19 protein-coding genes are annotated in these 23,973 nt (G+C 60.0%); 7 read left to right on the top strand and 12 right to left on the bottom strand.

The annotated features are described in order from the left end of the window. Positions 1–47: 47 nt before the first annotated feature. Positions 48–1,190, top strand: coding sequence for an alpha-D-ribose 1-methylphosphonate 5-triphosphate diphosphatase (locus tag ACR0LX_RS09280; RefSeq protein WP_480783447.1), 1,143 nt, complete (start codon positions 48–50; stop codon positions 1,188–1,190). Positions 1,191–1,200: 10 nt separating this feature from the next. Here the strand turns inward: ACR0LX_RS09280 and ACR0LX_RS09275 are convergent, their stop codons facing one another. From ACR0LX_RS09275 to ACR0LX_RS09245, 7 genes are read right to left on the bottom strand one after another with little or no spacing between them, the layout of a single operon-like run. Continuing rightward, positions 1,201–1,677, bottom strand: coding sequence for a class I SAM-dependent methyltransferase (locus tag ACR0LX_RS09275; protein ID WP_480783446.1), 477 nt, complete (start codon positions 1,675–1,677; stop codon positions 1,201–1,203). Then, positions 1,674–2,450 (bottom strand): polysaccharide deacetylase family protein, encoded by a 777-nt coding sequence (locus ACR0LX_RS09270; protein WP_480783445.1) that lies wholly within the window; start codon positions 2,448–2,450, stop codon positions 1,674–1,676. The genes ACR0LX_RS09275 and ACR0LX_RS09270 overlap by 4 nt, the downstream gene beginning before the upstream one ends. After that, a complete protein-coding gene (locus ACR0LX_RS09265) occupies positions 2,447–3,589 on the bottom strand; it encodes a glycosyltransferase family protein (RefSeq protein ID WP_480783444.1) in 1,143 nt (380 codons plus the stop codon). The genes ACR0LX_RS09270 and ACR0LX_RS09265 overlap by 4 nt, the downstream gene beginning before the upstream one ends. Then, on the bottom strand, positions 3,586–4,170 hold the full coding sequence (locus ACR0LX_RS09260; protein ID WP_480783443.1) for a histidine phosphatase family protein: 585 nt from the start codon (positions 4,168–4,170) through the stop codon (positions 3,586–3,588). Before ACR0LX_RS09260 ends, ACR0LX_RS09265 begins: the two co-directional genes overlap by 4 nt. Continuing rightward, positions 4,167–5,243, bottom strand: coding sequence for a glycosyltransferase family 4 protein (locus tag ACR0LX_RS09255; RefSeq protein WP_480783442.1), 1,077 nt, complete (start codon positions 5,241–5,243; stop codon positions 4,167–4,169). The genes ACR0LX_RS09260 and ACR0LX_RS09255 overlap by 4 nt, the downstream gene beginning before the upstream one ends. Continuing rightward, positions 5,243–6,490, bottom strand: coding sequence for a glycosyltransferase family 4 protein (locus ACR0LX_RS09250; RefSeq protein ID WP_480783441.1), 1,248 nt, complete (start codon positions 6,488–6,490; stop codon positions 5,243–5,245). Before ACR0LX_RS09250 ends, ACR0LX_RS09255 begins: the two co-directional genes overlap by 1 nt. Next, entirely contained in the window at positions 6,487–7,701 is a 1,215-nt protein-coding gene (locus ACR0LX_RS09245; protein WP_480783440.1) for a glycosyltransferase family protein, read from the bottom strand. The genes ACR0LX_RS09250 and ACR0LX_RS09245 overlap by 4 nt, the downstream gene beginning before the upstream one ends. Before the next feature lie 376 nt (positions 7,702–8,077). Between ACR0LX_RS09245 and ACR0LX_RS09240 the strand changes: the two genes are divergently transcribed. Next, positions 8,078–10,453, top strand: a complete 2,376-nt coding sequence (locus ACR0LX_RS09240) for a mechanosensitive ion channel domain-containing protein (RefSeq protein ID WP_480783439.1) — start codon at positions 8,078–8,080, stop codon at positions 10,451–10,453. Positions 10,454–10,538: 85 nt separating this feature from the next. Here the strand turns inward: ACR0LX_RS09240 and ACR0LX_RS09235 are convergent, their stop codons facing one another. The 5 genes from ACR0LX_RS09235 to ACR0LX_RS09215 are packed head-to-tail and all read right to left on the bottom strand — an operon-like array spanning position 10,539 to position 17,763. After that, positions 10,539–11,894, bottom strand: coding sequence for a CoA transferase (locus ACR0LX_RS09235; protein WP_480783438.1), 1,356 nt, complete (start codon positions 11,892–11,894; stop codon positions 10,539–10,541). Continuing rightward, positions 11,891–13,045 carry an ABC transporter permease gene (locus ACR0LX_RS09230; protein ID WP_480571696.1) on the bottom strand — a complete coding sequence of 385 codons (1,155 nt, stop codon included), beginning with the start codon at positions 13,043–13,045 and terminating at the stop codon, positions 11,891–11,893. The genes ACR0LX_RS09235 and ACR0LX_RS09230 overlap by 4 nt, the downstream gene beginning before the upstream one ends. Next, the gene (locus tag ACR0LX_RS09225) at positions 13,042–14,070 is read right to left on the bottom strand and encodes an ABC transporter permease (protein ID WP_480571699.1); all 1,029 of its coding nucleotides are present in this window, start codon (positions 14,068–14,070) and stop codon (positions 13,042–13,044) included. The genes ACR0LX_RS09230 and ACR0LX_RS09225 overlap by 4 nt, the downstream gene beginning before the upstream one ends. A 14-nt stretch (positions 14,071–14,084) precedes the next feature. After that, on the bottom strand, positions 14,085–15,998 hold the full coding sequence (locus tag ACR0LX_RS09220; protein WP_480783437.1) for an ABC transporter substrate-binding protein: 1,914 nt from the start codon (positions 15,996–15,998) through the stop codon (positions 14,085–14,087). Continuing rightward, the gene (locus ACR0LX_RS09215) at positions 15,991–17,763 is read right to left on the bottom strand and encodes an ABC transporter ATP-binding protein (protein ID WP_480783436.1); all 1,773 of its coding nucleotides are present in this window, start codon (positions 17,761–17,763) and stop codon (positions 15,991–15,993) included. The genes ACR0LX_RS09220 and ACR0LX_RS09215 overlap by 8 nt, the downstream gene beginning before the upstream one ends. 231 nt (positions 17,764–17,994) lie before the next feature. Here ACR0LX_RS09215 and ACR0LX_RS09210 point away from each other — a divergent pair, with 231 nt between their 5' ends. From ACR0LX_RS09210 to ACR0LX_RS09190, 5 genes are all read left to right on the top strand, one after another. Beyond that, the gene (locus tag ACR0LX_RS09210; RefSeq protein WP_480783435.1) at positions 17,995–18,492 is read left to right on the top strand and encodes a class I SAM-dependent methyltransferase; all 498 of its coding nucleotides are present in this window, start codon (positions 17,995–17,997) and stop codon (positions 18,490–18,492) included. A 76-nt stretch (positions 18,493–18,568) separates the two neighbouring features. After that, positions 18,569–19,198, top strand: coding sequence for a glutathione S-transferase (locus ACR0LX_RS09205; protein WP_480783434.1), 630 nt, complete (start codon positions 18,569–18,571; stop codon positions 19,196–19,198). A 108-nt stretch (positions 19,199–19,306) separates the two neighbouring features. Then, on the top strand, positions 19,307–21,709 hold the full coding sequence (locus ACR0LX_RS09200) for a GcvT family protein (RefSeq protein ID WP_480783433.1): 2,403 nt from the start codon (positions 19,307–19,309) through the stop codon (positions 21,707–21,709). Beyond that, on the top strand, positions 21,709–23,262 hold the full coding sequence (locus ACR0LX_RS09195; RefSeq protein ID WP_480783432.1) for a trimethylamine methyltransferase family protein: 1,554 nt from the start codon (positions 21,709–21,711) through the stop codon (positions 23,260–23,262). Before ACR0LX_RS09200 ends, ACR0LX_RS09195 begins: the two co-directional genes overlap by 1 nt. Then, complete coding sequence (locus ACR0LX_RS09190; protein WP_480783431.1) at positions 23,263–23,937, top strand: TetR/AcrR family transcriptional regulator; 675 nt, start codon at positions 23,263–23,265, stop codon at positions 23,935–23,937. It begins immediately after the preceding gene. Positions 23,938–23,973 lie beyond the last annotated feature (36 nt).

Raw genomic sequence — 23,973 nt, 5'->3', positions numbered from 1 at the left:
CCTCCTAGTAACTGGCCGATCCTTAGCTCAAAATGTGTGAAGTTCAGATGACAGAAGACTTGATCCTTGCCAATGCCACGCTTGTATTGCCCGACGAGGTTGTGACAGGCAGCCTTCGTGTTCGGGATGGAACGATCACTGCCATCGATACGGGTGTATCGGTGCCAACCGGTGCGATTGATTGTCAGGGGGACTATGTCAGCCCTGGCCTGGTCGAATTGCATACGGACAATTTGGAACGTCACATTCAACCGCGCCCCAATGTCGACTGGCCCCATGCCGCTGCGATCCTGGGCCATGATGCAGAACTGGCGAGTACCGGCATTACCACGGTCTTTGATGCAATGCGGGTCGGGTCGATCCCCTCTGGCGCGGGGCGCTACAGGAAATACGCGCGCAACCTGTCACAAGAGCTTTGGCAGTTGCGCGATCAGGATGCGCTGAAGATCAGCCATTTCCTGCATTTGCGCGCCGAAGTGTGCTCGGAAACCCTGATCGAAGAACTGGATGAGTTCGGCCCCGAGGACCGGGTCGGGCTGGTGTCGATCATGGATCACACGCCGGGCCAGCGTCAGTTTCGGGACATGACCAAGCTGGAGGCTTACATGAAGGGCAAACACGCGATGGACGATGACACGTTCTTGCAGCACATTGCCCAACTGAGAAGATTGCGGGATCGAAATGGCGACAGGCACGAGGTTGAAACCGTCAAGGCGGCGCGCCGGTTCGGGGCGGTGCTGGCAAGCCATGACGATACCACCGAAGAGCAGGTGCAGGTCTCGGCCAAGCACGGCATTCGGCTGGCCGAGTTCCCGACCACGGTCGAGGCCGCCCGGGCGTGTCACGATCACGGTATCAAGGTGATGATGGGTGCCCCCAACATCATCCGTGGCGGGTCGCATTCCGGTAACGTATCGGCGCGCGACCTGGCCGAACTGGGGCATCTGGATATCATGTCGTCCGACTACGTCCCGTCGGCGTTGCTGCTGTCCGCAGCACGGCTGGGCGAGATGTGGGGCGATATGGCGCGCGGGATCAGAACTGTTACGCAAACCCCGGCACAGGCTGCCGGACTGGATGACCGGGGCGCACTTTCCACGGGGATGCGCGCCGATGTGATCCGGTTTCGCATGCGCGCCGGAGTGCCGGCTTTGAATGCGGTCTGGTCGCGCGGGCAGCGCGTTGCCTGAACCGCTTTGATCAGGCGCGATAGAACAGATAGCGGTCGGGCGCGATCGTGTCGGGGCCGTTGATCTGGTCGAATCCGACCAGCGGCTGACCCGAGATCAACAAGCCACCCGGATTCATCACCTGCGCGATCAACGGGCTGAGGCGGGCCGCCTCAGCAACGTCCTGATCCTTGATGCCGCGACCAAAATCATAGTGTGCCATGGCGATTTTTGAGCCCATCGCGCGCAGTTTTTCCAGCATCGGCTCGGCTTCACCCTGCAAAAAGTCCTGTTCAGGCGGCGTGCTGTCCGGATGGCACTGCAACACGCGGTCCATTACCCAGATGCGGCGACCCGGCAGGATTTCCCGCAGGTGATCATAGGTGCGACCATTGCCCAGCCCCATGTCCAGTACGTCGCCCTCCATATCGGCGATCTGGGATGCCGCCCAGTTCAGCCCGTCACGTTGAGCGGTCAGGCGGCGCAGCATGGAATCCAGTCGGCTCATGCGTGATCTCCTTGGGACTTGAGTGTTTCGGGTGCGGACCAGATCTTGCCGGGGCCGTCCAGCAACCGGCCTAACAGGGCTTGAGTGAATGCCCAGATGTCCTTGTCGTGAACAAGGTGATGGGTCAAGACGCCAAATGCCTCGGAATTGTCCGTCCGGCCCAAGCGGCGGTTTTGCAACAGCGTAACGGTCTGCGCGATCAGAGCATCGGGGTTCACAAGGCTGCGCGTTCCCTTCCAGTCGATCGGGTCGAGATGGGTGTTGACCTGCATCAGCCCACGACTGGCCCACTCGGATTTGCGCGGTGTGGCGGTGGACAGATACCGGAACCCCAGACCCGACAAATGATCAACCGTTTCCCGAGCGATCCGGTTCCAGGGCGGCACAAACATCGGGCATAGCCGATCACCGAAAAGTTCCTGCAAGCGGGTCATTCCGCGATCTGCGTCAAAGGTGATCTGAGGCAGCGGGCGATGCAGTCGAAATTCGGACTTCTTCTCTTCTGGCGGCGCGTGGTTCTGATGCGCCCAGCCATGGACAACAGGGATCAGCCAGGGGGTGTTCCTGACGTAAGCCGCCAGATCAGTTTTCGCGTCTCGCGGGATGACGGCCAGATGAACCGGAATTTCCAACACCTCAGCCATGCTGGCCAGGGTGTCCAGTTGCGGCGTGACTGTCACCGCGTCGTCGTCTCGCCACCAGAGAGGCAGCGTCAGATTCTCAGACGTCCAATGCATCAGTTCCGTTTGCAGCGGTTGCCAGTCGACGATCATCCCTTGGCCTCCACCAGCGCGCTTGCGATCTCAACCGACTTGTGCGCGCCGTCGACGCCTTGGGCCATGGGTGCGCGGGCCGCGTCGGCGATCACCGCTTCCACGGCTTCGGCAAGACGCTCACCTGTCAGATCAGCGCTGTTCAACGTGTTGAATCCCACCTGTCGGGTCAGGCTTTTAGCGCGCAGGGTCTGTTCAACTTCGCTACCATCGTCGAAGGGAACCAGCACCGCCGGAGTTCCGCATTGCAGAAGGTCCATCGCGGTGTTGTAGCCGCACATGCTGACCGAGGCTGCCGCAAGCGGCAGCATCTGGCGGAAATCCGGCCGCACGGGCTCCAGCACAACTGGCGCGCTGCCGACCTGTTCCGTCAGTTCGTCTATGCGGGCCTGCGCGTTCTGGCCGCCTACCAACAGGCGCCAACGCCGGTTGGTCATCTTTCGGGCGGCCTCGATGGCCGCGCGAAAGATCGGCTGGCCGACAGGGCCGCCTCCGGCCGATACTAGAATCTCCGCTGTTCCCACCGCCTCGGGATGAGGATTAGGGGCGGGTTGCGCAACGAAACCGGTATAGTGCAGCTTTTCAGCCAGGGCGTCGGAAACAGGCCAGCTGACATTCAGCGGAATGATCGACGGATCGGAATGAACCAGAACGCCATCGTAAAACTGCCCTACCAGATCTTCCGCCGCTGCAACCTTGGCAGGTTTCGACGGCGGTGCCAGTATATCGCGCACCGACGCCAGAATGACCGGCCGTTGGGCAAGGGCTTGTGCGGCCATCAGGGCCGCGTGAAACTCGGCGGTCAGAATGCGGCGGCCAAATGGAAATAGTTCTGTGATCAGAACCTGAGGTTGAAACTGAGTGATCGTCTTTGTCAGCGCGTCGGACCGGGCGGCCAGATAGTCGCCACTGGCTACCCCCCCTGCCTGATCCAGCAGGCGGGTGAAATTGGTTCCATCCGAATGCAACGGTGGCAACCCGAACAATGTCAGTCCCTTCGCGTTCAGTTGCGGGGCGGGCATTCCGCCCGAGACGACCAGCACCTGATGTCCGGCCTCGGCAAATGCACGGCCAAGCGTCAGAGCGCGGCTCAGATGACCCGTGCCCAGCAGATGCGTCACGACGATCATGACTTTCATTGCTGGACCTCGCGCGGGGTCAGGCGAACTGGGTCGGCATGCGGTTGCATCGGGTCAAGATCGATCACAAACAATCGGTTGCGTTTGATTTTGAAGGGCGCGGGCCCATCAAACTCCCAACCCCATGCTTTCGCAAGGATGACACGCATGATCCCGATATGACACACGGCAACATTATCCCCCTGCAACTCGCCCAACCACGGCCGAAGCCGCGCCCATAGGTCGGCGGGGCTTTCGCCCTTGGGCGGACGGAAATCCCAGCCCCAGTTTTCGATATGGCAATAGCCGCTATCCGGAATTGCGATCAGATCCTTGCCGTGCCTGCCTTCCCATTCGCCCCAGTTCATCTCAGTCAAAGCCTCCGACGTTGCAGGAGGCTGCCCCGACACCAATTGCGCGGTTTCGACAGCGCGCGCCAGCGGGCTGGACCAAAGCGTTGCCTGATCCCAACCAGCGGGCAGGCGATACCCGGCCAATTCGGTTCGGGCGTCGTCATCCAGCGGAATGTCGCTGCGGCCCTGGATTTTGCCAGCGCGGTTCCACGAGGTATGCCCGTGGCGCAGAAGGGCCAGACGCGTCATGCCGCTGCCCCCACCAAAGGCCGGACCTCGGACCAGAATCGCCGGGTCGCAGCTGGCATGAGATGGCGCTGGGCGACATAGTCACGGGCGCGCGCGCCGGTCGACCGGCGCTGGGCCGGGTCGTCCAGAAATGTCTGAATACGTCGGGCAATCCCGGCCGCGCCATCGTCGACCGCTGGATGGTCGCCAGACATCAGCACATCGCGAACACCAGGCCGGTCCTGCGCCACAACCGGCAATCCGGCAGCCTGCGCCTCAAGATATACCATTCCATATGCCTCGTTCACGCCGGGCCAAACCAGCATCGACGAGGTTTCGTATACTCGCTGCATTGCGGTCCGGTCCAATTGTCCAAGAAATCGGACCCTGCGATCGAACTGTAACATCAGCGCTTCGACCTTTGGACGGGCAGGGCCGTCACCCGCGATGTTCAGCGCCCAGTCCCCGCGCAAAAGCGACAAGCTCTCGGCGAGAATGCGGTACGAGGCCAGCTTGTCCCCCTCTCGCATCATCCCGACCGCCAGCATGGAACCATCCGTCGAACCCGCACCGGGAAGCGTATCGGTCGGTAGAAACGGCGGCAGTTCGACCAGCGCCTGATTATCGAACCGCTCACGCTTGAGGGTGATCAGGTCGTTTGCGGTATGGTAGAAGATCAGACTGGCAGCATCGCAAGCGTCATGGGCGGCTTGCGCGAACCCGGCCCAAGGTCCGTTCAGGCGGCTGAGCGCGCGGGTGCTTTCGAACTGGACATAGGGAATGCCGCGGACCTTGCAGACAGCGGGGCCAACAAGATCAGGCGCCTTATAATAGTTGTGATAGGTGACCCACAGGTCCGTATCCGGCGCAAGATCCCGGATCAGCCGATCCGTTTCGATGCGCGCCAGATCGCGCAATTGTGCCTGCGTTTCCGCGTCCCCAGTTTTGTCGAAAATGCGCAATTCAGACACCAATTCGACGCGATCGCCCTCTGCCGAGATTGCCGCCATCAGATTGCGCGCCATTTCCCGGTCGCCCGAAGGTTTGGCGCTGCACGGGGATTTCATTGGCGCAAAGAAAGCGACCCGTGCCATCACGCAGACACCGCGCACAGGGTTGTCAAACGCTGGGACAGGCGGGCGATCCCGGGGTCCATGCGGAATTCTGCCAACAGCCGCTCATGGGCGGCCTCTGCCATTTTGGCGGCCTTAGCCGGGTTATCAGCCAGATCCGCTATCGCATTGGCGAGAGATTCGGGCTCGTCGCTGGACAGTACCCCATGCGTCCCATTGCTGATGAATTCGGGGATTGCAGAAACCGGTGTCGACAAAATGGCCAGTCGCTGGGATGCGGCCTCCATCAATACGTTGGGCAGGCCATCGCGATCGCCGTCCGAGGCGATGCGGCTGGGCAGAACGAACAGGTCTGCCTGGCGCATCAGCGCGATGACTTCGGGCTGATCGCAGGCCCCTTTCCAAGTGATCCGCCTCGACAGTCCTGCATCCTCGGCGTGCGCGCGCAATGTCTTGTCCAGCGTGCCGCCACCAATATGGGTCCAGTGCCAATCCAGCGCCTCCGGCAGCATGGTGAAGGCATCCAGCAGCCGGTCGAACCCCTTTTTCTCAACCAGGCGGCCGACCGAGAGCATGTGGAAAGCTGCCCCGGGATGCCGCGCTACGCGCTTGGGTGCGTCGGGGAATCGCGACAGGTCCAGACCGTGGTAGATCAGATCAACCCGCGACGGGTCGTCGGCCAGACTGCGCAGGTGGTCGGCCCCGATGGCCGTACAGGTCGCCCCAAAAGCGGCCCCATAGGTATCCGCACGCAGTTTTTCGCGCTTTTCCCATTCGGGCGAGGTCCAGATGTCCTTTGCGTGGGCCGAAAAGCTCCAGGGTAGCCCACGCATGATGGCGGCATAGCGCGCCACTGAGGACGGGGTGTGCATAAAATGCGCGTAGAGCCCCCGCGTACCTAGAGGTAGCTCGGCGGCCAGAACGCAGGCCTGCCCGAAACGGCGAATGCGGTTATGGGTTGGGTCCCGTCGCAGATCTTGCCGCCAAAGCTGATAGGCTTGGTTATAGCCGGGTAGCTGCGCTGCCACCTGTCGGGCAGCCGCAAGGCGTTGTGGCTCGTCGTACAGGTATTCCGGCAGATAGTGGACCTGCCCCCGGAACCTGTCATGCAAGGGGTGCCTTTTGGTATCCGTCGGGTGCCGCAGGGACCAGATGTCAAAGTCGTGGCCTGCATCCTGCAAGGCCACCAATTCCTGTGCAATGAACGTCTCGGACAGGCGCGGCCAGCCTTTGACCAGCACCGCCAGTTTGGGATTTTTCGGGGTCATCCGGTGGCGCGCTCTTGTTCGGGTCCCAGCAGAGCATCGATGCGGTGGGCGACATATTCCAACCCGTCCAGCAACCCGCCTTCAATGGCTTGCGACGGCAATGGCTGATGTGGAAGATCGCGGATCGCTTGTATCATGGCATCGGTCGTCAGACCGCCGCGCCGTTCGTCCAACATCCGGACAAGACCCAGATCCTGCGCGCGGGCTGCCCTGATCCATTGCTCCAGCCGAGGCGTGGTGCGCGGCACGATGACGGCGCGTTTGTCAAAGGACAGTACCTCGCAAAACGTGTTGTAGCCCCCCATGCAGACGACGCCCGCCGCACCCGCGAACAGTGTTTCGATCTGCGATTCAAATCCAACGGCGGTAACCCGCCCGTTCAGTGCAGCGACGCGGGTCTCGAAATCTTCGCGCAGCTCGCCCGACAGGAAAGGGCCGTAAACCAGTATGGCGCGCGGTGACAGCGTCGGGTCGCTTTCATAGGCTGACAGCACAAGGTTCACCATCGCCTTGCCATCGCCTCCGCCACCCGGGGTGATCAGAATATAGGGCTGCTCGGGTGCTTCACCGACAGGGCCAAGATCGCGGCGCAGGTAACCGGTCCAGTGGATGCGCGCCTGTGCTGCCGGGCTCAGCGGCAATCCCTTGGTCGGATCATAGATCGACCGCAGGCCATAGACCCAGATTTCATGATAGAACCGTTCGGTCGCAGTCAGCGCGTCCTTACGCTCCCACTCGGCGGCAAGAACCTCGGGTTCGTCCAGAACATCGCGCAGGCCGAGAACCAGTTTGGTGTCGCCCGCGCGTTCAAGATATTCCAGCGTCGGAATCAATTCGCCCCGAAAGCCTGTTGGCTCTTTGTCGACAATCAGAACATCCGGGCCAAATTGCCGGACCGAGGTCTGGATCAGGCTCGAGCGCAGCTCCGTCACCTCGTCAATGCCCATGCCGATGGTTTGCGAGGCATAGGATCCATCAGACCGCTTTGTAACCCCCGGCAGGCGAACGTGATCGACGCGCCGGGGAAAGGTGAACCGCCCCGCGACCGGGGAACCGGTCAGGATCAGGGCCGAAGCGCTGGGATCGGCTTGCGTCAACGCCGCCGCAAGGGCGCGGGATCGGCGCAGATGCCCCAATCCGAATGTATCGTGGCTGTAAAACAGAATGCGCGGCGCGCGATCGGGTTTTGTGTTTTGGTCGCCTAGGCTCATGCCCCTGCCTGTTCCATGTTTCCGTGCAACTTCGCGCGCTTACACCTGTTATCGTACATTGTCTGCCGGTATTTGCGAAAGGGGCAATTTGCACCCTGACAACCGCGCTCGCCATTGCGCCTTGATGGCAGAATTGACGCCAACTCTGGCCCAGCGGCCGAAGGTAGCCAAAATGACAATATTCAGGGTCTCAGTCCGTTCTTGATCACTCTCCAGGCGACATATTCAAATTCGTAAGCATTGAAAACCGTAATTCCCGAAACCCGCAAATCAAACACGGGTGCAACACGAATCCGAGATATGAATGCGGATGATTTGAACCTGCCCGGGCGCTTCTATAGTCTGCCCGACAACGCGGAACCGGAAGCAACATACGATGAAACTTAATCTTCTTGCCATTTTGGCCTGGGCAGCATTGGCCGCAATGGTGGCCCTGACGACAGGTGCCGGCGCACAAACCTCGCTGATCCCGGGATACACATCGGGCACGACGGAAGAGGAGCAGCCGGAAAGTGATCTGGCCGGAGCCATCCGATCCGCCACCGAAGCGGGTGCCAGCGTCATCGTCATTGACAGCACCGGGCAGATCGTCACGACCTCGGGCGACGCTGAAACGCCGGAGGATGCGTCAGCGGACCCGATGGGCGAGGGGTCGCAACTGATGAAGGCGCAGGAGCGGTTCTCGAAGTTCCGGGATTCCGTCAATTCGCGTTTGCAGGCACTGCCTTATTCGGTGTTCGAGGTGCAGTATATTCTGCGCCAGACCAGCCCGGACGGGCGTATCCAGACTTATGTCGAGGTTTTGGGCTGGAACATATTGTTCCTGCTTCTGGGCCGCTGGCTGTCTATCGAGATCTACGGCAAGCGGATTGCAAAACGCTGGGTGGTCGCGCGGATCAAAGAAAATCCGGAAGGCTATCGCGAAAAGATGCCGTTCCTCGTCTTCCGCTTCCTGATGGGGATCGGAGGCACGGTTTTTGCCATGCTGATGGCGCTGATTGTGGGATATCTGTTCTTTGGCGAGGCTGAGGATATCTCGATCCAGTTTACCGTCACGGCAATCTTCACCGCGTATTTTTTGGCAAGAACGGTGTCCGATCTTTGGCGGATGGTGCTGTCCCCGTATCTCAGCCAGTATCGCCTTCCGCCGTTTTCTGATCGCGATGCCAAGCGACTGTATCTTTGGGCTTCGGCGATTGCGACTTACGATATTTCCGTCGTTCTGTTTTCCACTTGGGTGGCCGATTTTGGGCTGAACTACAATGTCTACGCGATGGTTTACGGTAGCCTGACCCTGGTCGGTGCCATTGCCAACGTGCTGATGATCCTGTTCAACGCGCGGGCCATTTCCAACGCGATACGAGGCGCTCGGGCGCCGGATCAGGTGTCGTGGATCCTGCGCTTCATTTCCTTTGCCTGGGCACCGGTCCTGATCCTCTACATCGTGTTCAGCTGGTTCAAACTGGCCGTTGACCTTGTGCTCGAGGTACAGGACTCCATTCCGATTGTGGCCAGCAGCTACGCCATCTTCATGTCGGTCGTCGTGGCCTATGGCGCGATGAACTATCTGCTCGAGCGGTATTTTGACCGCGGCCGCGTGATTGATGAGTTGAACGCCGAAACCCCTGACCCTGACTTCCCCGAGGACGAGGCTGAGGTGGTTGTGACCCCCGAGGCAGAAATGCGTCGCCACTCCATCCTGACCTACGAGGATCTTGCGCGTCGCGTCGCCGGTATTCTGGCCTTTGTCGTGGGTGCCTATGCACTTGTGGTCATCTGGAACCCGCAGGCAAGCTGGAGCGAAGACTTGCCGATCGGACGCGCGCTGGATGTGATGGTAATCCTGTTCATGGGGTACATCCTGTTTCATTTTTTCCGCGTCTGGATCGACAGCAAAATCGCGGAAGAGGCCGACGATGCCGGCGGAGATGCGGAATTGGGCGATGAAGGCGGCGAAGGCGGGCAAAGCCGATTGGCGACGTTGCTGCCCCTGTTCCGCGGCGCCATTCTGGCGGTTGTGATCGTGACCATTGCCCTGATCGTTCTGATGGAGCTGGGCATCAATGTCAGTCCACTGTTCGCGGGTGCGGGTGTTGTTGGTCTGGCCGTGGGTTTCGGATCGCAAACGCTGGTGCGTGACATCTTCTCGGGCGCGTTCTTTCTGATGGATGACGCGTTCCGCAAGGGGGAATATATCGATATCGGGGATGTGAAAGGGACGGTCGAAAAAATCTCGGTCCGCTCATTCCAGCTGCGCCACCATCTGGGAGCGCTGAACACCATTCCCTTTGGCGAAATCAAAGTTCTGACCAACTATTCACGCGACTGGGTGATCATGAAACTGCCCCTGCGAGTGACCTATGACACCGATGTCGAGAAAGTCCGCAAGCTGATCAAGAAGCTGGGGCAGGAATTGCTGAGCGATCCGGTGATTGGCGAAAACTTCATCCAGCCGCTGAAATCGCAGGGTGTGATTGAAATGCAGGACTCGGCGATGATCATCCGGGTCAAGTTCATGACCAAACCGGGCGATCAATGGTTGGTGCGCAAGAAGGTTTATCAGGAGATCCGAGAATTGTTCGCCCGCGAAGGCATCCGTTTTGCCCATCGCGAGGTCACGGTGCGTCTGGCGGATGGCAAGGAGACCGAGGACTTGACGCCGAAACAGCGCGAAGCGGTGACCGGTGCGGTTCAGGCTGCAATTGACGAGGACTATCTGGACGATATCGGCCCCGGAGGCGACGACCGCTAGCGTCTCCCGCCCCTTTGAACAGCGTCTCTGACGAGACGCGGCCCAAAGCGTTGGGCCGGGCCGCGCGTCCCGCGCGGCGGTTGCGTCACGTGCACGGTGCGGGCCAGTCGGGCTGCGATGTACCAAGTTTCGACGCGGGCAGCGGCCAGCGCATGTCCGCCTCTCCGACTTTCAGAGCAGGCTTCAGCCGCTGGCCGGGACCCCATCCAGAGGTTTCGGTTGCCGTTGCAAAGTCGCTGGGTTGCGTGGTCGTGATGTTACCTTCTGCGCTGGTTTTCGCGAGGCTGGCCAGCAATTCAGCGGTGCGGGCAAGCGACAGATGCGCGGTCATGACGGTGTTGCTCAGGGTCGCTTCGGTCAAGGCCGACAGGGCGGCGGCGGCCATCAGATATCCGGTCGCGTGATCCAGCGCCTGCACCGGCAGCGGAGTTGGCTTTTCAGCCTTCGCCCAATCCATCCCTGCATTGGCGATACCCGCGCTCATTTGCACCAAGCTGTCAAAACCGCGCCGATTGGCCCACGGCCCCTGCCAGCCATAAGCGTCGAGCGTGACTTCGACCCTGTTGGGGGCCAGCGTATCGCGTTTCGCCTTGGTCAGCCCCAAGGCATCCAATGCGCCGGGGCGATAGCCGTGGATGAAGACATCTGCCTGCGCCAGCAGTTTCTCGAGCTGATCCATCCCGCTTTCGGATTTCAGATCGAGATAGGCGCAGGTCTTTCCGAGCGAGATATCGGGGATCACGCCTGGCTCGTCCCAACCCGGCGGATCGATGCGCAGGACATCGGCTCCGAAACCGGCCAGCGTTCGGGTTGAAACCGGTCCGGCAAGAACACGCGTCAGGTCAAGAACCCGCAGGCCAGCAAGAGGGCGCTTTGCGGTTGCCTGCGGGCGATCCTTAAGCGTGACGCCGCGCGGCGATTGCCAGTCGATTAGAGGATCGCGCGCAACAGCGCGGCCTTGTGGGTGGTCCAGCCATTCCGCCCGACTGCGCATCGCGGCCGCGACGCCTCCCGCTGCGACAATCGCGCTTTCCAGTTCAGTGATCGACCAGTCGCGTACAGCGCGCGCGACATCATCGCGGTCGGCTCGCGTTCCCAGAACCCCAAGCGCTGCCGCCCGGTGGCGCGGCAGGTTTGTGTGCAGCCTGATCCATCCGTCCGATGCCCGGTAGTCTCCGGCGATGGCGTCCCAGAGGCTTGGCATTTCCCATCCGTCTGGCTGAAAGGAAAAGCCATACCAGAGTGACGCAAGGCGCTGATCCACCACAACGTCCTGTGTATCTGCAGACAGGTTCTGTGCTGTGATCAGACGTGCCAATTCCTGTCCAACAGCGGCAAAACTGAGTGTGGCCAGTTCCGATACCGCAAAGACGCTGGGTCGATCTCCTGTCCCGGTTGTCCGGAACGTGTCTGCGGCAGGAAGTGATGCCAGCAAGCTCATTGCTGGTAGGGGTCCAGGCTGTCGCGCAGCCCGTCGCCGAGGAAGTTGAACGCGAGCACGATAACAATGATCGGCAACATTGGAATCGCCGTCCAAGGATAGATCTCGATAGACGCGAGGTTCTGTGCATCATTCAGCATCACGCCCCAACTGACCGCCGGAGCCCTGAGGCCGAGGCCGAGGAAGCTGAGCGCGGTTTCCCCAAGGATCATGGCGGGTATCGACAATGTGGCCGAGGCGATGAGGTGCGACATGAAGTTGGGCAGCAGGTGCTTGCGGATCACCCGGCCCGAGCTTGCGCCCATCATCTCGGCCGCGCGCACATATTCTTCTTCGCGCAACGACAGGAATTTGGCGCGGACGGATCGGGCAAGGCCTGGCCAGTCGAGGATGCCGAGAATGATCGAGATGATGAAGAACACTGCGACCGGGCTCCAGTTCGAGGGCACTGCGGCGGATAGGGCCAGCCACAGGGGCAATTCGGGCAGGGATCGCAGGATTTCAATCACGCGGTTGATGGTCCAGTCGATTCTGCCTCCGAAATAGCCGGCCATTGATCCAAACAGGATGCCAAGGAAGAACGAAACCGAGATACCGATCAGGCCAACCGTCAGCGAAAGTTGTGCCCCGTATAGGATACGGCTGAACACATCCCGGCCCAGACGGTCTGACCCCCACAGGAACAGCGTCGCGCCTTCGGGGGCGCAGAACAGGTGGGTATCCGACTTGATCAGCCCGGCCAGCCTGTATTCAGACCCTTCGCAGAAGAACCGGATCGGGCGCGGGTCTTCGGTGTCGGGCACGAATTTCCACTGAAAGGTCTCGAGATCGGCCTCGGCTACGATGGGGTAAACGTAAGGCCCGACAAACTGACCGTCGTGAAACCAGTTCACCGATTGCGGTGGGGCATAGAGGTGCTCTCCGTTTCGGTCATTCGGGCCGTAAGGGGCGATGAACCCGGCAAAAGGCAGCATCAGATAGCACAGCAGCAGAAAGATGCCTGAGATCAGACCCAGCTTGTGTGTCCTGAATTTGCGCCAGACCAGCACCCAGTTGGGAGCGTCCAGATCCGCGCGTTCCAGTTGCTGGATCGATGCTTCGGGATCAAACGGGGCGTCGTCGACAAAGCGACCGTCGGGTTTATCGGTCATGCCTCTCGCCCCTCGTATCGGATACGCGGGTCGAGCATGACCAGCAGGATGTCAGAGATCATGGTGCCGATCAGGGTCAGCAGGGCCACGAACATCAGGATGAAGGCGGATAGGAACTGGTCTTGGGTTTTCAACGCGGTCAGCAGCGTTGGGCCGATGGTTTGCAAGCCTAGAACCACCGAGACCAAAACCGACCCCGAGACCATGGACGGAAGCAGATTTCCGATATCGGCCACGAACGGGTTGAACGCGACCCGCAGAGGGTATTTCGTCAGCATCCGTGACGGGGCCATGCCCTTGGCAACGGCGGTTTCCACGTAAGGTTTGCCCAGTTCATCCAGCATATTTGCGCGCAGGCGTTGCATCATGGCGGATGCGCCGGACGTGCCGATCACGAAGGTGGGCACGATCAGGTGGATCAGAATGGACTTGAGCTTGTCCCAACTCATCGGTTCACCTTCGTAAATCGGGTCCATCAAGCCGCCGATCGGAAGGTTGAAATACCGATGACCGTAGTAGAACAGGATCAACGCCAGCAAGAAGTTCGGAGTGGCGAGACCCAGGTAACCAACAAAGGCCGAGGTATAGTCGATCCAGGTCCGCGATTTCGCGGCTGCGATAACGCCTAACGGCAAGGCGACGGCATAGACGAACAGGATTGCGGCCAGATTGACGACAACAGTCAGCCAAAGCGTCTCGCCGACGATCTCGCGCACGGGGCGGTCAAACTCGAAGGACCAGCCGTAGTTACCCTGCAATAGCCCTTCGAACCCGTGCGGGCCGGGCCAGAAGCCCATCCAGATCAAGTATTGTTCCGGCAAGGATCGATCCAGCGAGTATTCCTTGCGCAGAAACTCGGCCTTAGCCACGCCCGCTGACTGGCCCGAGGCCTGCAGCTCTGCAATCTGGTTGCTGAGGTAATCGCCGGGCGGCAGGTTGATGATCACGAAGATCAGAACCGAGACCACCAACAGAGTCAGCAGCATCGTGAAAAAGCGATACACCGCGTAGCGCAGCATGACCATTTAGCTGCTCCTGATCAGTCGGCGAAGAAGAACTCGTCGGGGCGGTGGATGCCGAAATGCGCGCCCGGCTCCCATGCCCACATGGCCTGTTCGGGCACGTTACGCAAACGGTTCGAAACCACGATGGGCTGCGGGGCGCCATTCAGAACGCCGATCGCATACAGTTGGTCCGCGTGGATGTTCAGCATCTCAGTCCAGGTTGCCGCGCGCTCTTCATCGGTTGTTGCCACTTCCCAATCGTGGGCAAGGGTCATCAGGCGTTCGGCTTCGGGCATGTCGGGCGGCTCGCCGACATCACCGCCGGTCTGGTAGTATTGCCCCCATTTCGGCCAGGACAAAAAGACCTGATCGGTGGGGGCCAGATAGGCAGGCGATGTGTGCATCTGTGGGATGCCGTCATCCCAGCCGAACCAGACAGATGCCATGGTATTACCCGCAAACACCCGGTTTCGCAGAATATCGCGATCCAGAGGCCGCATGACCAGCTTGACCCCGATCTTGCGCCAGTCGTCGGTGATGATTTGCAGCGCGTTCTCGACCTCTTGCCGCTCACCGGCGGTTTCGATCACCAATTCCATCGGGCGGCCGTCAGGCAGCAGGCGGACCCCGTTACTGTCGCGTTGGTCCAGACCGGCTTCGTCCAGCAAGGCGTTCGCCTGATCTGTATCAAACTGCGCCCAGGCCTGCGCGTTTTCCTCGCTGTAAAATGGCGAGGCAGGCAGAACGGCCATCGCGCCCGGCTTGGCCAGTTTGAAATAAAGCGCCTGATTGATCGTTTGCCGGTCAATCGCCAGCGACAGCGCGCGTCGCACGCGGACATCGCGCAAAACGTTTCGCCAAGCTTCGTCTTCATAGTTCAGGTTGGGGTAGATCGCGATTTGCGAAGCCACTCCTGTTTTCCACAGCAGCGTTTTGTAGTCGCCCTCTGCCTCGCCCTTTTTCAGGATCGAGGCATCACGGAACGCCAGCCCGCGCCCTTGCAGATCGGTTTCCCCGGCATTGGCCTTGGCGGCGACCAGCCCTGGCGCGACAATTTCCATTTCGACAACGTCGATATAGGGCAATTGCACCCCATTTGTGTCGATGCGGTGGTAGTAGGGATTGCGCACAAAGCTATGGCGGATTTTCTTGCCCGAGCTTGCATTCAACCACGGTTGCAGAGTGGGCAGCTTGTGGTTGTCGAATTTATACAGGTTATCCAGCTTGTTATGCAGCGCAGCCCAGCTTTTGACGCGCGCATCTTCGACCTGAGCCGCCAGATCTTCGCCGTCGGCGAATTTTTCGTGATACTGTTTCAGAAACCGGGAAGGCCGATAGATGAAGGGTGGACGCGCCTGCGCTAATGATTGCAGGAAATCCGGGTTGGGATCATCCCATTCAAAAACCACGGTCTTTTCGTCGGGAAACGTCACATTTGGCGGCGCGCCCTCGACCAGAAGAAAATCAGGCGGACCCGAAGGGCTGAGCAGTTCGTTATTCGCCACATCCTCCCACCAGTACCGGAAATCTTCGGAGGTGAACGGAGATCCGTCCGACCATTTATGGCCATCGCGCAGGCGAAGCGTGAATTTGCGGTTGCCCTCATTCTCGAACGACGCAAGCAAGTCGGGGACAAGTTCATAATTTTCGTTGAAGCCGACAAGACGCGCATAGCCGTAGACAACCATCTGTCGAATGTCTTTTGACCGTGTCACCATGGTGCGCAGAGTACCGCCCGGGGTCCCTGTTTCGCGCCCTTTTGCGGTCAGATCGACGATCAATGGGTCCGTTGGAACGCGGTCTTGCACAGGTGGCAGGTCCCCGCGGTCGACCTCGGATTGCCAGAACGCGCTTTCTTGCAGATCCGGGCCGGATTGTGCCGTGGCGGGCAGCATTCCCAGCAGGGCCAGGGAACTGGCCAGAATGAAATGACGAGTGGTCTTAAACATGGCATCGTACCTTATGGCCGGGCTCCATCTCTGTGAGTGAGGGTATCACGGAGTCAGAGAAACGAAAGGCGTCATCCCAACTGTCCGGCGAACCCGCGCCCAACGCAACCAGTTTAAGGTCGATGGGGCGATTGATGTCGGGTTCCGGCTGCGCTGCGATCAGCGCCTTGGTATAGGGATGACGGGGGTTGTAGAACAGGGTCTCTGGCGGGGCTTGTTCGACGACAAGCCCCTGACGCATGACCGCAACCTCATCGGCGATACGGGCGACAACGGCCAGGTCGTGCGAAATGAACAGATAGGACAGGTTCAGGCTGTCCTGCAGGTGTTCAAGCAGGGTCAGAATTTGTTCCTGCACCGAAACGTCCAGCGCCGAGGTTGGCTCGTCACAGACAATCAGCGCAGGATCCAGCATCATCGCGCGCGCAATCGACAGGCGCTGACGCTGCCCACCCGAAAACGCATGCGGGTAACGTTTCAGCATGTCTGCGTTCAACCCGACCCGCTTTAGCATTTCGGCGGCTTTGTCGCGCTGCTCGGCCACTGTGCCCAGCCTGTGTATCTCAAGCGGTTCGGTCATCGCGTCCTGAATGCGCATTCGGGGGCTGAGTGAGCTGTAAGGATCCTGAAACACCATCTGCGCCTTGCGCTGAAAAGCGGTGCGTTCGGCCTTGGACATCTGGTGCACGGTGATTGGTTCAGCATCAGCGGATGTGCGGAACAGAACCTGCCCGCCGGTGTCAGGCAGTTCCGCGCCCAGCGCAATACGTGCCGCCGTGGTCTTGCCCGAGCCGCTTTCGCCGACGATTGCCAATGTCTTGCCGCGCGCCAGTTTCAGATCAACGCCGCGGCAAGCATGGATCAGCTTGTCGGCCTTCCACCCTTTGCTGGATCGCATCGTGTATGTCTTGGACACGTCCACCATTTCCAGGATCAGATCCTCGGCAGGCATCGGCAGACCAACTGCGTCCTGATCGGGGATCGCCGGCGCGGCGTCGAACAGCTGTTGCGTGTAGGGATGCGCCGGATCGGTCAGGATGGGCGCGGCGGCTCCGGCCTCCATGATGCGGCCCTTGTGCATGACAACGACCTGCTCGGCCATGTTGGCGACAACGCCAAGATCGTGGGTCACCAGGATCAGCGCCATGCCGGTTTCGCGCTGCAGTTCCTTGATCAGCCCAAGCACCTGCGCCTGTGTCGTAACGTCCAGTGCTGTCGTCGGCTCGTCTGCGATCAGCAGTTCGGGCTTGGCCACCATCGCCATCGCGATCATCGCCCGCTGCCGCATGCCGCCGGACAATTCGAACGGATACGAGTCATAAGCACGCGCAGGGTCGGGAAAGCCCACCCGCTCGAACTGGGTCAGAACCTCTTTGCGGGCATCGGCCTCGGACGCGTTTCGGTGCAGCCAAAGAACCTCGCTGACCTGATTGCCGATCTTGTGCAGCGGGGACAGAGACCGCATCGGCTCCTGAAAGATCATCGAAATCCGATTGCCGCGTATTTCGCGCATCTGCCGTTCGCTGATGGTCGTCAGTTCGGCCGTACCTTTTGAATCGTTCAGGGTAATCGTACCGCTGCGAATCTGCGCCGTGCGCGGGAGGATTCGCAACGCAGCCCGGCACGAGATGGTTTTGCCCGATCCGGATTCGCCTACCAAGGCAAGCGTCTGTCCCGGTTCGACATCAAAGTTGACATTTTGAACAACGGGCTGGCCCGCGCCAAAACCAATGCTGAGATCCCGAACGGACAGTAACGCTGTCATGCGGGTCTTCCACCCGGCTGGCCGTGGCAAATCATCGGATTGTGAACTCCCTGAGTTTTTTAGTGCAGTTTCGCGCGGTTGTGGCGGCGTAGTCAAACACCTTCTTGGGCGGAATTGTCGCGGAATTGTGAAATTCGGGGCTGATTGCCTACACAATGAGTTGAGTATTTGACATCTAAGGTGCTGTCGGCACTACATCTCTGTCGGCACATGACATGAAAAGGAGCGCCCGTGTCCGACAATCAAAGCCGTTTGGATCTGTTCATTGACCGTATGGTGTCACAACGCGCCTGTCTGGATTTCGCGATCGCCGAAACCTCGGGTCAGCCCGGTCCGGTTTTTGAGCTGGGCCTGGGCAACGGGCGGACCTACCACCACATGATCCAGCACATTCAGGACCGGCCGGTATTTGTTTTCGAGCGTGCGGTTGCAGCGCATCCAGATTCGACCCCGCCCGAAGATCGGGTAATTTTGGGCGATGTGCGCGAGACTTTGCCTGCCTCGGTGGACCGGTTCGGCGCCTCGGCCAGTTTGATCCATGCCGATCTTGGCGGTCACAATCGGGAAAAGAACGATGCGTTTGCGCGGTTTGTATCGCCGCTGATCGAACCCTTGTTGGCCCCGGGCGGGTTGATGGTGTCCAGCGATCGGATGTATTTTGAGGGATTGACCGAGTTGCCTCTACCCGCAGGCGCGGTCGAGGGGCGGTGTTTCATCTACCGTCGTTGATCCGACGCGCAGCCTCAAGCTTGCAGACTGGCGAAAGCGCGCATCAGACCCAATTGAACCCGCAAGGACCGTGCCAATGCTGTTCTACGATTGCAAAACTGCCCCGAGCCCGCGCCGGGCAAGGATGTTCATCGCCGAGAAAGGCCAGCAGATCGAGACCCGTGACGTCTCGATTGCCGACCGGGAACAAATGGCCGAAGCGTTTCGCGCCATCAATCCCAGGGCCACAGTTCCCGTTCTGGTCACGTATGAAGGCACGGTCCTGACCGAAAATCTCGGCATCGCCGCGTATCTTGAGGCCAAGTTCCCCGAACCGCCATTGATGGGGCGCAATCCTGATGAAAAGGGCGCGGTTCTGATGTGGAACGCCATCGCAGAGCAACAGGGCGGTGCCCCGATTGCCGACACTCTGCGCAATAGCCACCCGGCGTTTACCGACCGGGCAATTCCCGGCCCGGTGAATTACCCGCAAATTCCTGCTTTGGCGCAGAGGGGCAAGGATCGCGTCAGCGCCTTCTTCGACCTTCTGGAAGGCCGGTTGCAACAAAGCGCGTTTCTGGCGGGCGACATGTTTTCGCTGGCTGACATCACGGGCTTTGTTTTTGTCGATTTCGCACGTGTGATAAAAATGCGAATCCCCGAGGGAAATACGGCAACACTGGCCTGGTTCGACGCGATCCAGGAGCGCCCGAGCGCCAGTCTTTAGCAGCATTTGACCACTATGGCGGGATCACGTTCACTACTGTACAGAAATGTCTAGACAGATGTGAACAGTGCGTCTAGCGTCCTTCGCGAGTCATGCGGGGAGGGCAGGATGAAATCGCATTATCGAGTCGTTGTTATCGGGGGCGGCGTCGTCGGCGCCTCGGTTCTGTATCATCTGGCCAAGTTCGGTTGGTCTGACGTGGTCATGTTGGAACGTCGGCGTCTGGCGTCGGGGTCATCGTGGCACGCGGCCGGGGGGGTTCATGCGCTGAACGCTGATCCGAATATGGCGGCGTTGCAATCCTATACCATCGACCTGCTCAGCGAGATCGAAAAGGAATCGGGCCAGAATATCGGCTTTCACGTAACCGGCGGCCTGACGCTTGCCGGTACCCCGGAGCGGTGGGAATGGCTGCAGGCAAACTACCGCATCTTCCAATCCATCGGTATCGACGATTGCGAGCTGCTGAGCCCGGAAGAAGCCCAGAAACGCTGCCCGATCATGTCGACCGATGGCGTGTTGGGCGCGATGTGGGCAGATCGCGAGGGTTACATCGATACCACTGGTACCGTTCAGGCGTATGCGACAGCCGCCAGAAAGCGCGGTGCGGAGTATTACGAGGAAACCAAGGTCGAAGAACTGATCCAGACCGCTGATGGTTGGCAAGTCGTCACCGACAAGGGCACGATCACCTGCGAACATGTCGTCAACGCCGCTGGTTTGTGGGCCAAGCAGGTGGGGCGCATGGCCGGGGTCGAACTACCGGTTTCGCCGTTGAAACACCACTATCTGATTACCGACACGGTGCCCGAAGTTGCTGCTTCGGATTTTGAAATGCCGATGACCGTGGACCTCGAGGGGTTCACGTATATGCGGCAGGACCAGAAGGGCGTTCTTGTCGGTATATATGAAGTCGACCACGAACATTGGGCCATGGACGGCGCGCCGTGGAATTATGGTGAAGAGCTGTTTCAGGAACAACTCGACCGGATTGAGAATGAACTGACCCTGGGCTTTGAGCGTTACCCATCGATCCAGAACGTGGGCATCAAGACATGGGTGAACGGCGCGTTCACCTTCTCGCCGGATGGCAACCCTCTGGTCGGTCCGGTGCCGGGCAAACGCGGCTATTGGTCGGCCTGCGCAGTGATGGCCGGATTCCTGCAAGGCGGCGGCGTCGGCAAGACGCTGGCCGAATGGATGATCCATGGCGAGCCCGAGGCGGATGCCTGGCCGATGGACGTGGCCCGTTATGGCGATTTTGCGCAAAACAAGCGCTATATCCGCGAAACCACCGGCCAGTTCTATTCCCGACGGTTCGTGATGACCTATCCGAACGAACAGCTACCTGCAGGCCGCCCGCTGAAAATGGCCCCGGCACATGACGCGATGACCGAGGCGGGCTGTAAATGGGGCGTTAGCTGGGATCTTGAGGTGCCGCTGTACTTTGCGCCGAAAGGGTTCGAAGAAACGCCGACGCTCAAGCGGTCCAACGCGCATGACATCGTGGCCGACGAGTGCAAGGTGATCCGCGAAGGCGTTGGTCTGTTGGATATTTCCGGCTTTTCCCGGTTCGAGGTCAGCGGCCCGAACGCGGAGATCTGGCTGGACAAGGTCATGGCCTCGAAACTGCCCGCACCGGGTCGAGCCAAACTCGCGCCGATGCTGGGCGAGAACGGGCGGCTCAAGGGCGATCTGACGGTGCTCAACTGGGGTGACGGAACCTGGTGGATCATGGGCAGTTACTACCTGCGGGCCTGGCATATGCGCTGGTTCGACGATCACATGATTGATGGCGTCAAGATCCGCGATCTCGGCGAGGAATATTGTGGCTTCGCCGTCGTCGGGCCGAAATCGCAGGCAGTGGTCGAGAAACTGGCCGAACAGGATATCTCTGGCCTGAAATTCATGGGCTGTGGCGAGTTTGATATTGGCCTCGTGCGTGCCCGCGTCGCCCGCATGTCTGTGACCGGCGAGAAGGGCTATGAAATCAACTGCCGCTATGGCGACCATATCAAGCTGCGCCGTATGCTGCTGGAGGCCGGGGCCGAAGACGGTATTCGGGAATGCGGGTTCAATGCGATGCTCTCGACCCGTCTCGAGAAAAGCTTTGGCATCTGGTCTGCTGAGTTTACCCAGCTTTATACGCCGGGGATGACCGGTATGGATCGCTGGATCGACTGGGATAAGGACTTTGTCGGCAAGGATGCCGCAGTGGCCGAGCGTGACGGCAATGGCCCGGCACAGGTGCAGGTGACGATGGAGATCGATGCGCTTGACGCGGATACAAGCGGCTATGAGCCGATCTGGTCAGGTGAAGACCGCGTCGGCTTTGTGACCTCGGGCGGATATGGCCACCACACCGGCAAATCGCTGGCCATGGCGCTGGTCAACCGTGACAAGGCCGAGCCTGGCACCGAATTGACCGTGCACGTAGTTGGGGTTGAGCGTCCGGCGAAGGTGATCGCGCCGTCGCCTTATGACCCGCAAGGCAAGGCGATGAGAGGCTGATGGTCATTTCGCAAACATCCGAGCGCGGTCGCCGACGGCGCGGGCGAGGGGCAGACGCTGCGCCTCCGCCCAGCCGGGATGTGAACTACCGCCAACTCAAGAATCCCTTCCCGCAGATGGAGGTTTTCCCGGCGGATCAGATCGCCGAAATGCACGAAACCGCCTTGCGAGTGTTGCAGGAGCTGGGCGTCAAAGTTTTGCTGCCTGAAGCCCGCCGTTTGTTCGCGGCGGGTGGCGCACGAGTCGACGAAGACACCGAGATGGTCTTTATCGGTCGCGACATGGTTGAGGCCGCAGTAGCGTCAGCCCCCAAGTCGATTGACTGCCGTGCGGGTGCGCGCAATCGGGACTTTACGCTGGAATTGGGCTCGTTGGTGTTTCAACCCGGCGCAGGTGCCCCGAATGCCACCGATCTTGAACGCGGCCGCCGTCCGGCAACCGGACAGGATTATCTGGAGTTCCTGAAACTGACGCATCATTTTGACGTCTTCCAGATGATCTCACCCCAAGTCGAGCCGCAGGATGTGCCGACCCATCTGCGTCACTACTTTACCACGCAGGCGCAGATGGAACTGACGGACAAGTTTCCGTTCTTCTTCTCGCGCGGGACGCCGCAGGTAACGGATTGCTTTGAGATGCTGTCCATTGCGCGCGGCCTTAGTGATGATGCGTTCCGGGCAAGCCCACATTGCTACACGATCATCAACACCAACAGCCCGCGCACGCTCGATATTCCTATGGCGCAGGGGCTGATCGATTTTGCCCGTCATGGTCAGATGTCGATCATCACACCCTTTACGCTGATGGGGGCTATGGCCCCGATCACGGTCGCCGGCGCGATAACTCTGTCCCATGCCGAGGCGCTGGCAGCGCTGACGCTGACACAGCTCACCAACCCGGGCGCGCCGGTGTGCTATGGCACGTTCACCAGCAATGTAGACATGAAATCAGGGGCGCCTGCGTTTGGCACGCCCTCGCATTTTCAGGCATCGCTGGCGGCAGGGCAACTGGCACGGCATCTGGGCCTTCCATGGCGCTCGGCAGCGGGATCGGCATCGAATATCAACGACGTGCAGGCAGCCAATGAGAACCAGTTTGGGCTCTGGGGTTGTTTGATGGCCGGGGCGACCGTGATCATTCATTCCGCCGGATGGCTCGAGGGTGGGCTGACCGTATCGTTCGAAAAGCTGGTCTGCGATGCCGAGGTTCTGAACATGGTCGCCGAGCTTTGTGCCGGTGCGCAGGCCGGGACAGCCGAGATCGGATTTGACTCTGCCTTGAACGAGGTCGAGCCCAGTGGGCACTTTTTTGCCTCTAGCCAGACAATGGAGCGGTACAATACCGAATTCTACCAGCCGCATGTGCATGACTACGCTAATTTCGGAACATGGACGGAACGCGGTGCATTGGATGCCAACCAGCGGGCAACGGGTGTCTGGAAAGGCATTCTGAGCGATTTCAAGGCACCGCATGGCGATATCGACCGGCTGGGTACGCTGAAAGACTTCATCGCGCGCCGTACCGCCGAAGGCGGCGCGCCGCCGGAGAGCTGAATGAACACCAAACCGATCCTGCATCGCGACGACCCGAAGGCCGAGCCTCTGGTCGGCAACGTCAAGGTCACACGCGACGACTGGCTGAACGTGGCGATGGACGTGCTGATTTCGGATGGGGTCGATCAGATCAAGGTGTTGAATCTGGCGGAACGGATGGCGGTGTCACGGTCGTCCTTCTACTGGTACTTCAAATCCCGGCAGGAACTGTTGGATGCACTTTTGGCGCGATGGCAGGCCACCAATACTGCGGGCCTGATCAAGCAGGCCGAGGCTGCGGCACCAACGATTACGGCGGCGGTGTGCAATGTGCACCGCTGCGTCGTCAACACCGAGCTTTTCGATACGGCACTTGATTTTGCCGTACGGGACTGGGCCCGGAAGTCCGGCAAAGTGCGGCGTGTTCTGGATCAGTCCGATGCCAAGCGATTGACTGCGCTGCACGCCATGTTCGCACGCTACGGCTATTCCGAGATCGAGGCCGAAACCCGCGCACGCGTGCTGTATTACATGCAGATCGGTTATGATCTGGCCCAGTTGAATGAGCCGATGGAAACACGGATCGCTCTGGTGCCGCATTATCTCTACGTCTTCACCGGCGTCTCGCCCAGACCCGAAGAAGTTGCCGAGTTCAGCGCCTACTCCCAGCGTCATTGGGCTGGAAAAGCGACCTGAGATCGACGTCGATAAGACCGGACTGGATTCGCTTGT

The sequence above is a fragment of the Ruegeria sp. CH11 genome (genome assembly GCF_056537105.1).
This window is presented reverse-complemented; position numbering and strand designations above follow the sequence as displayed.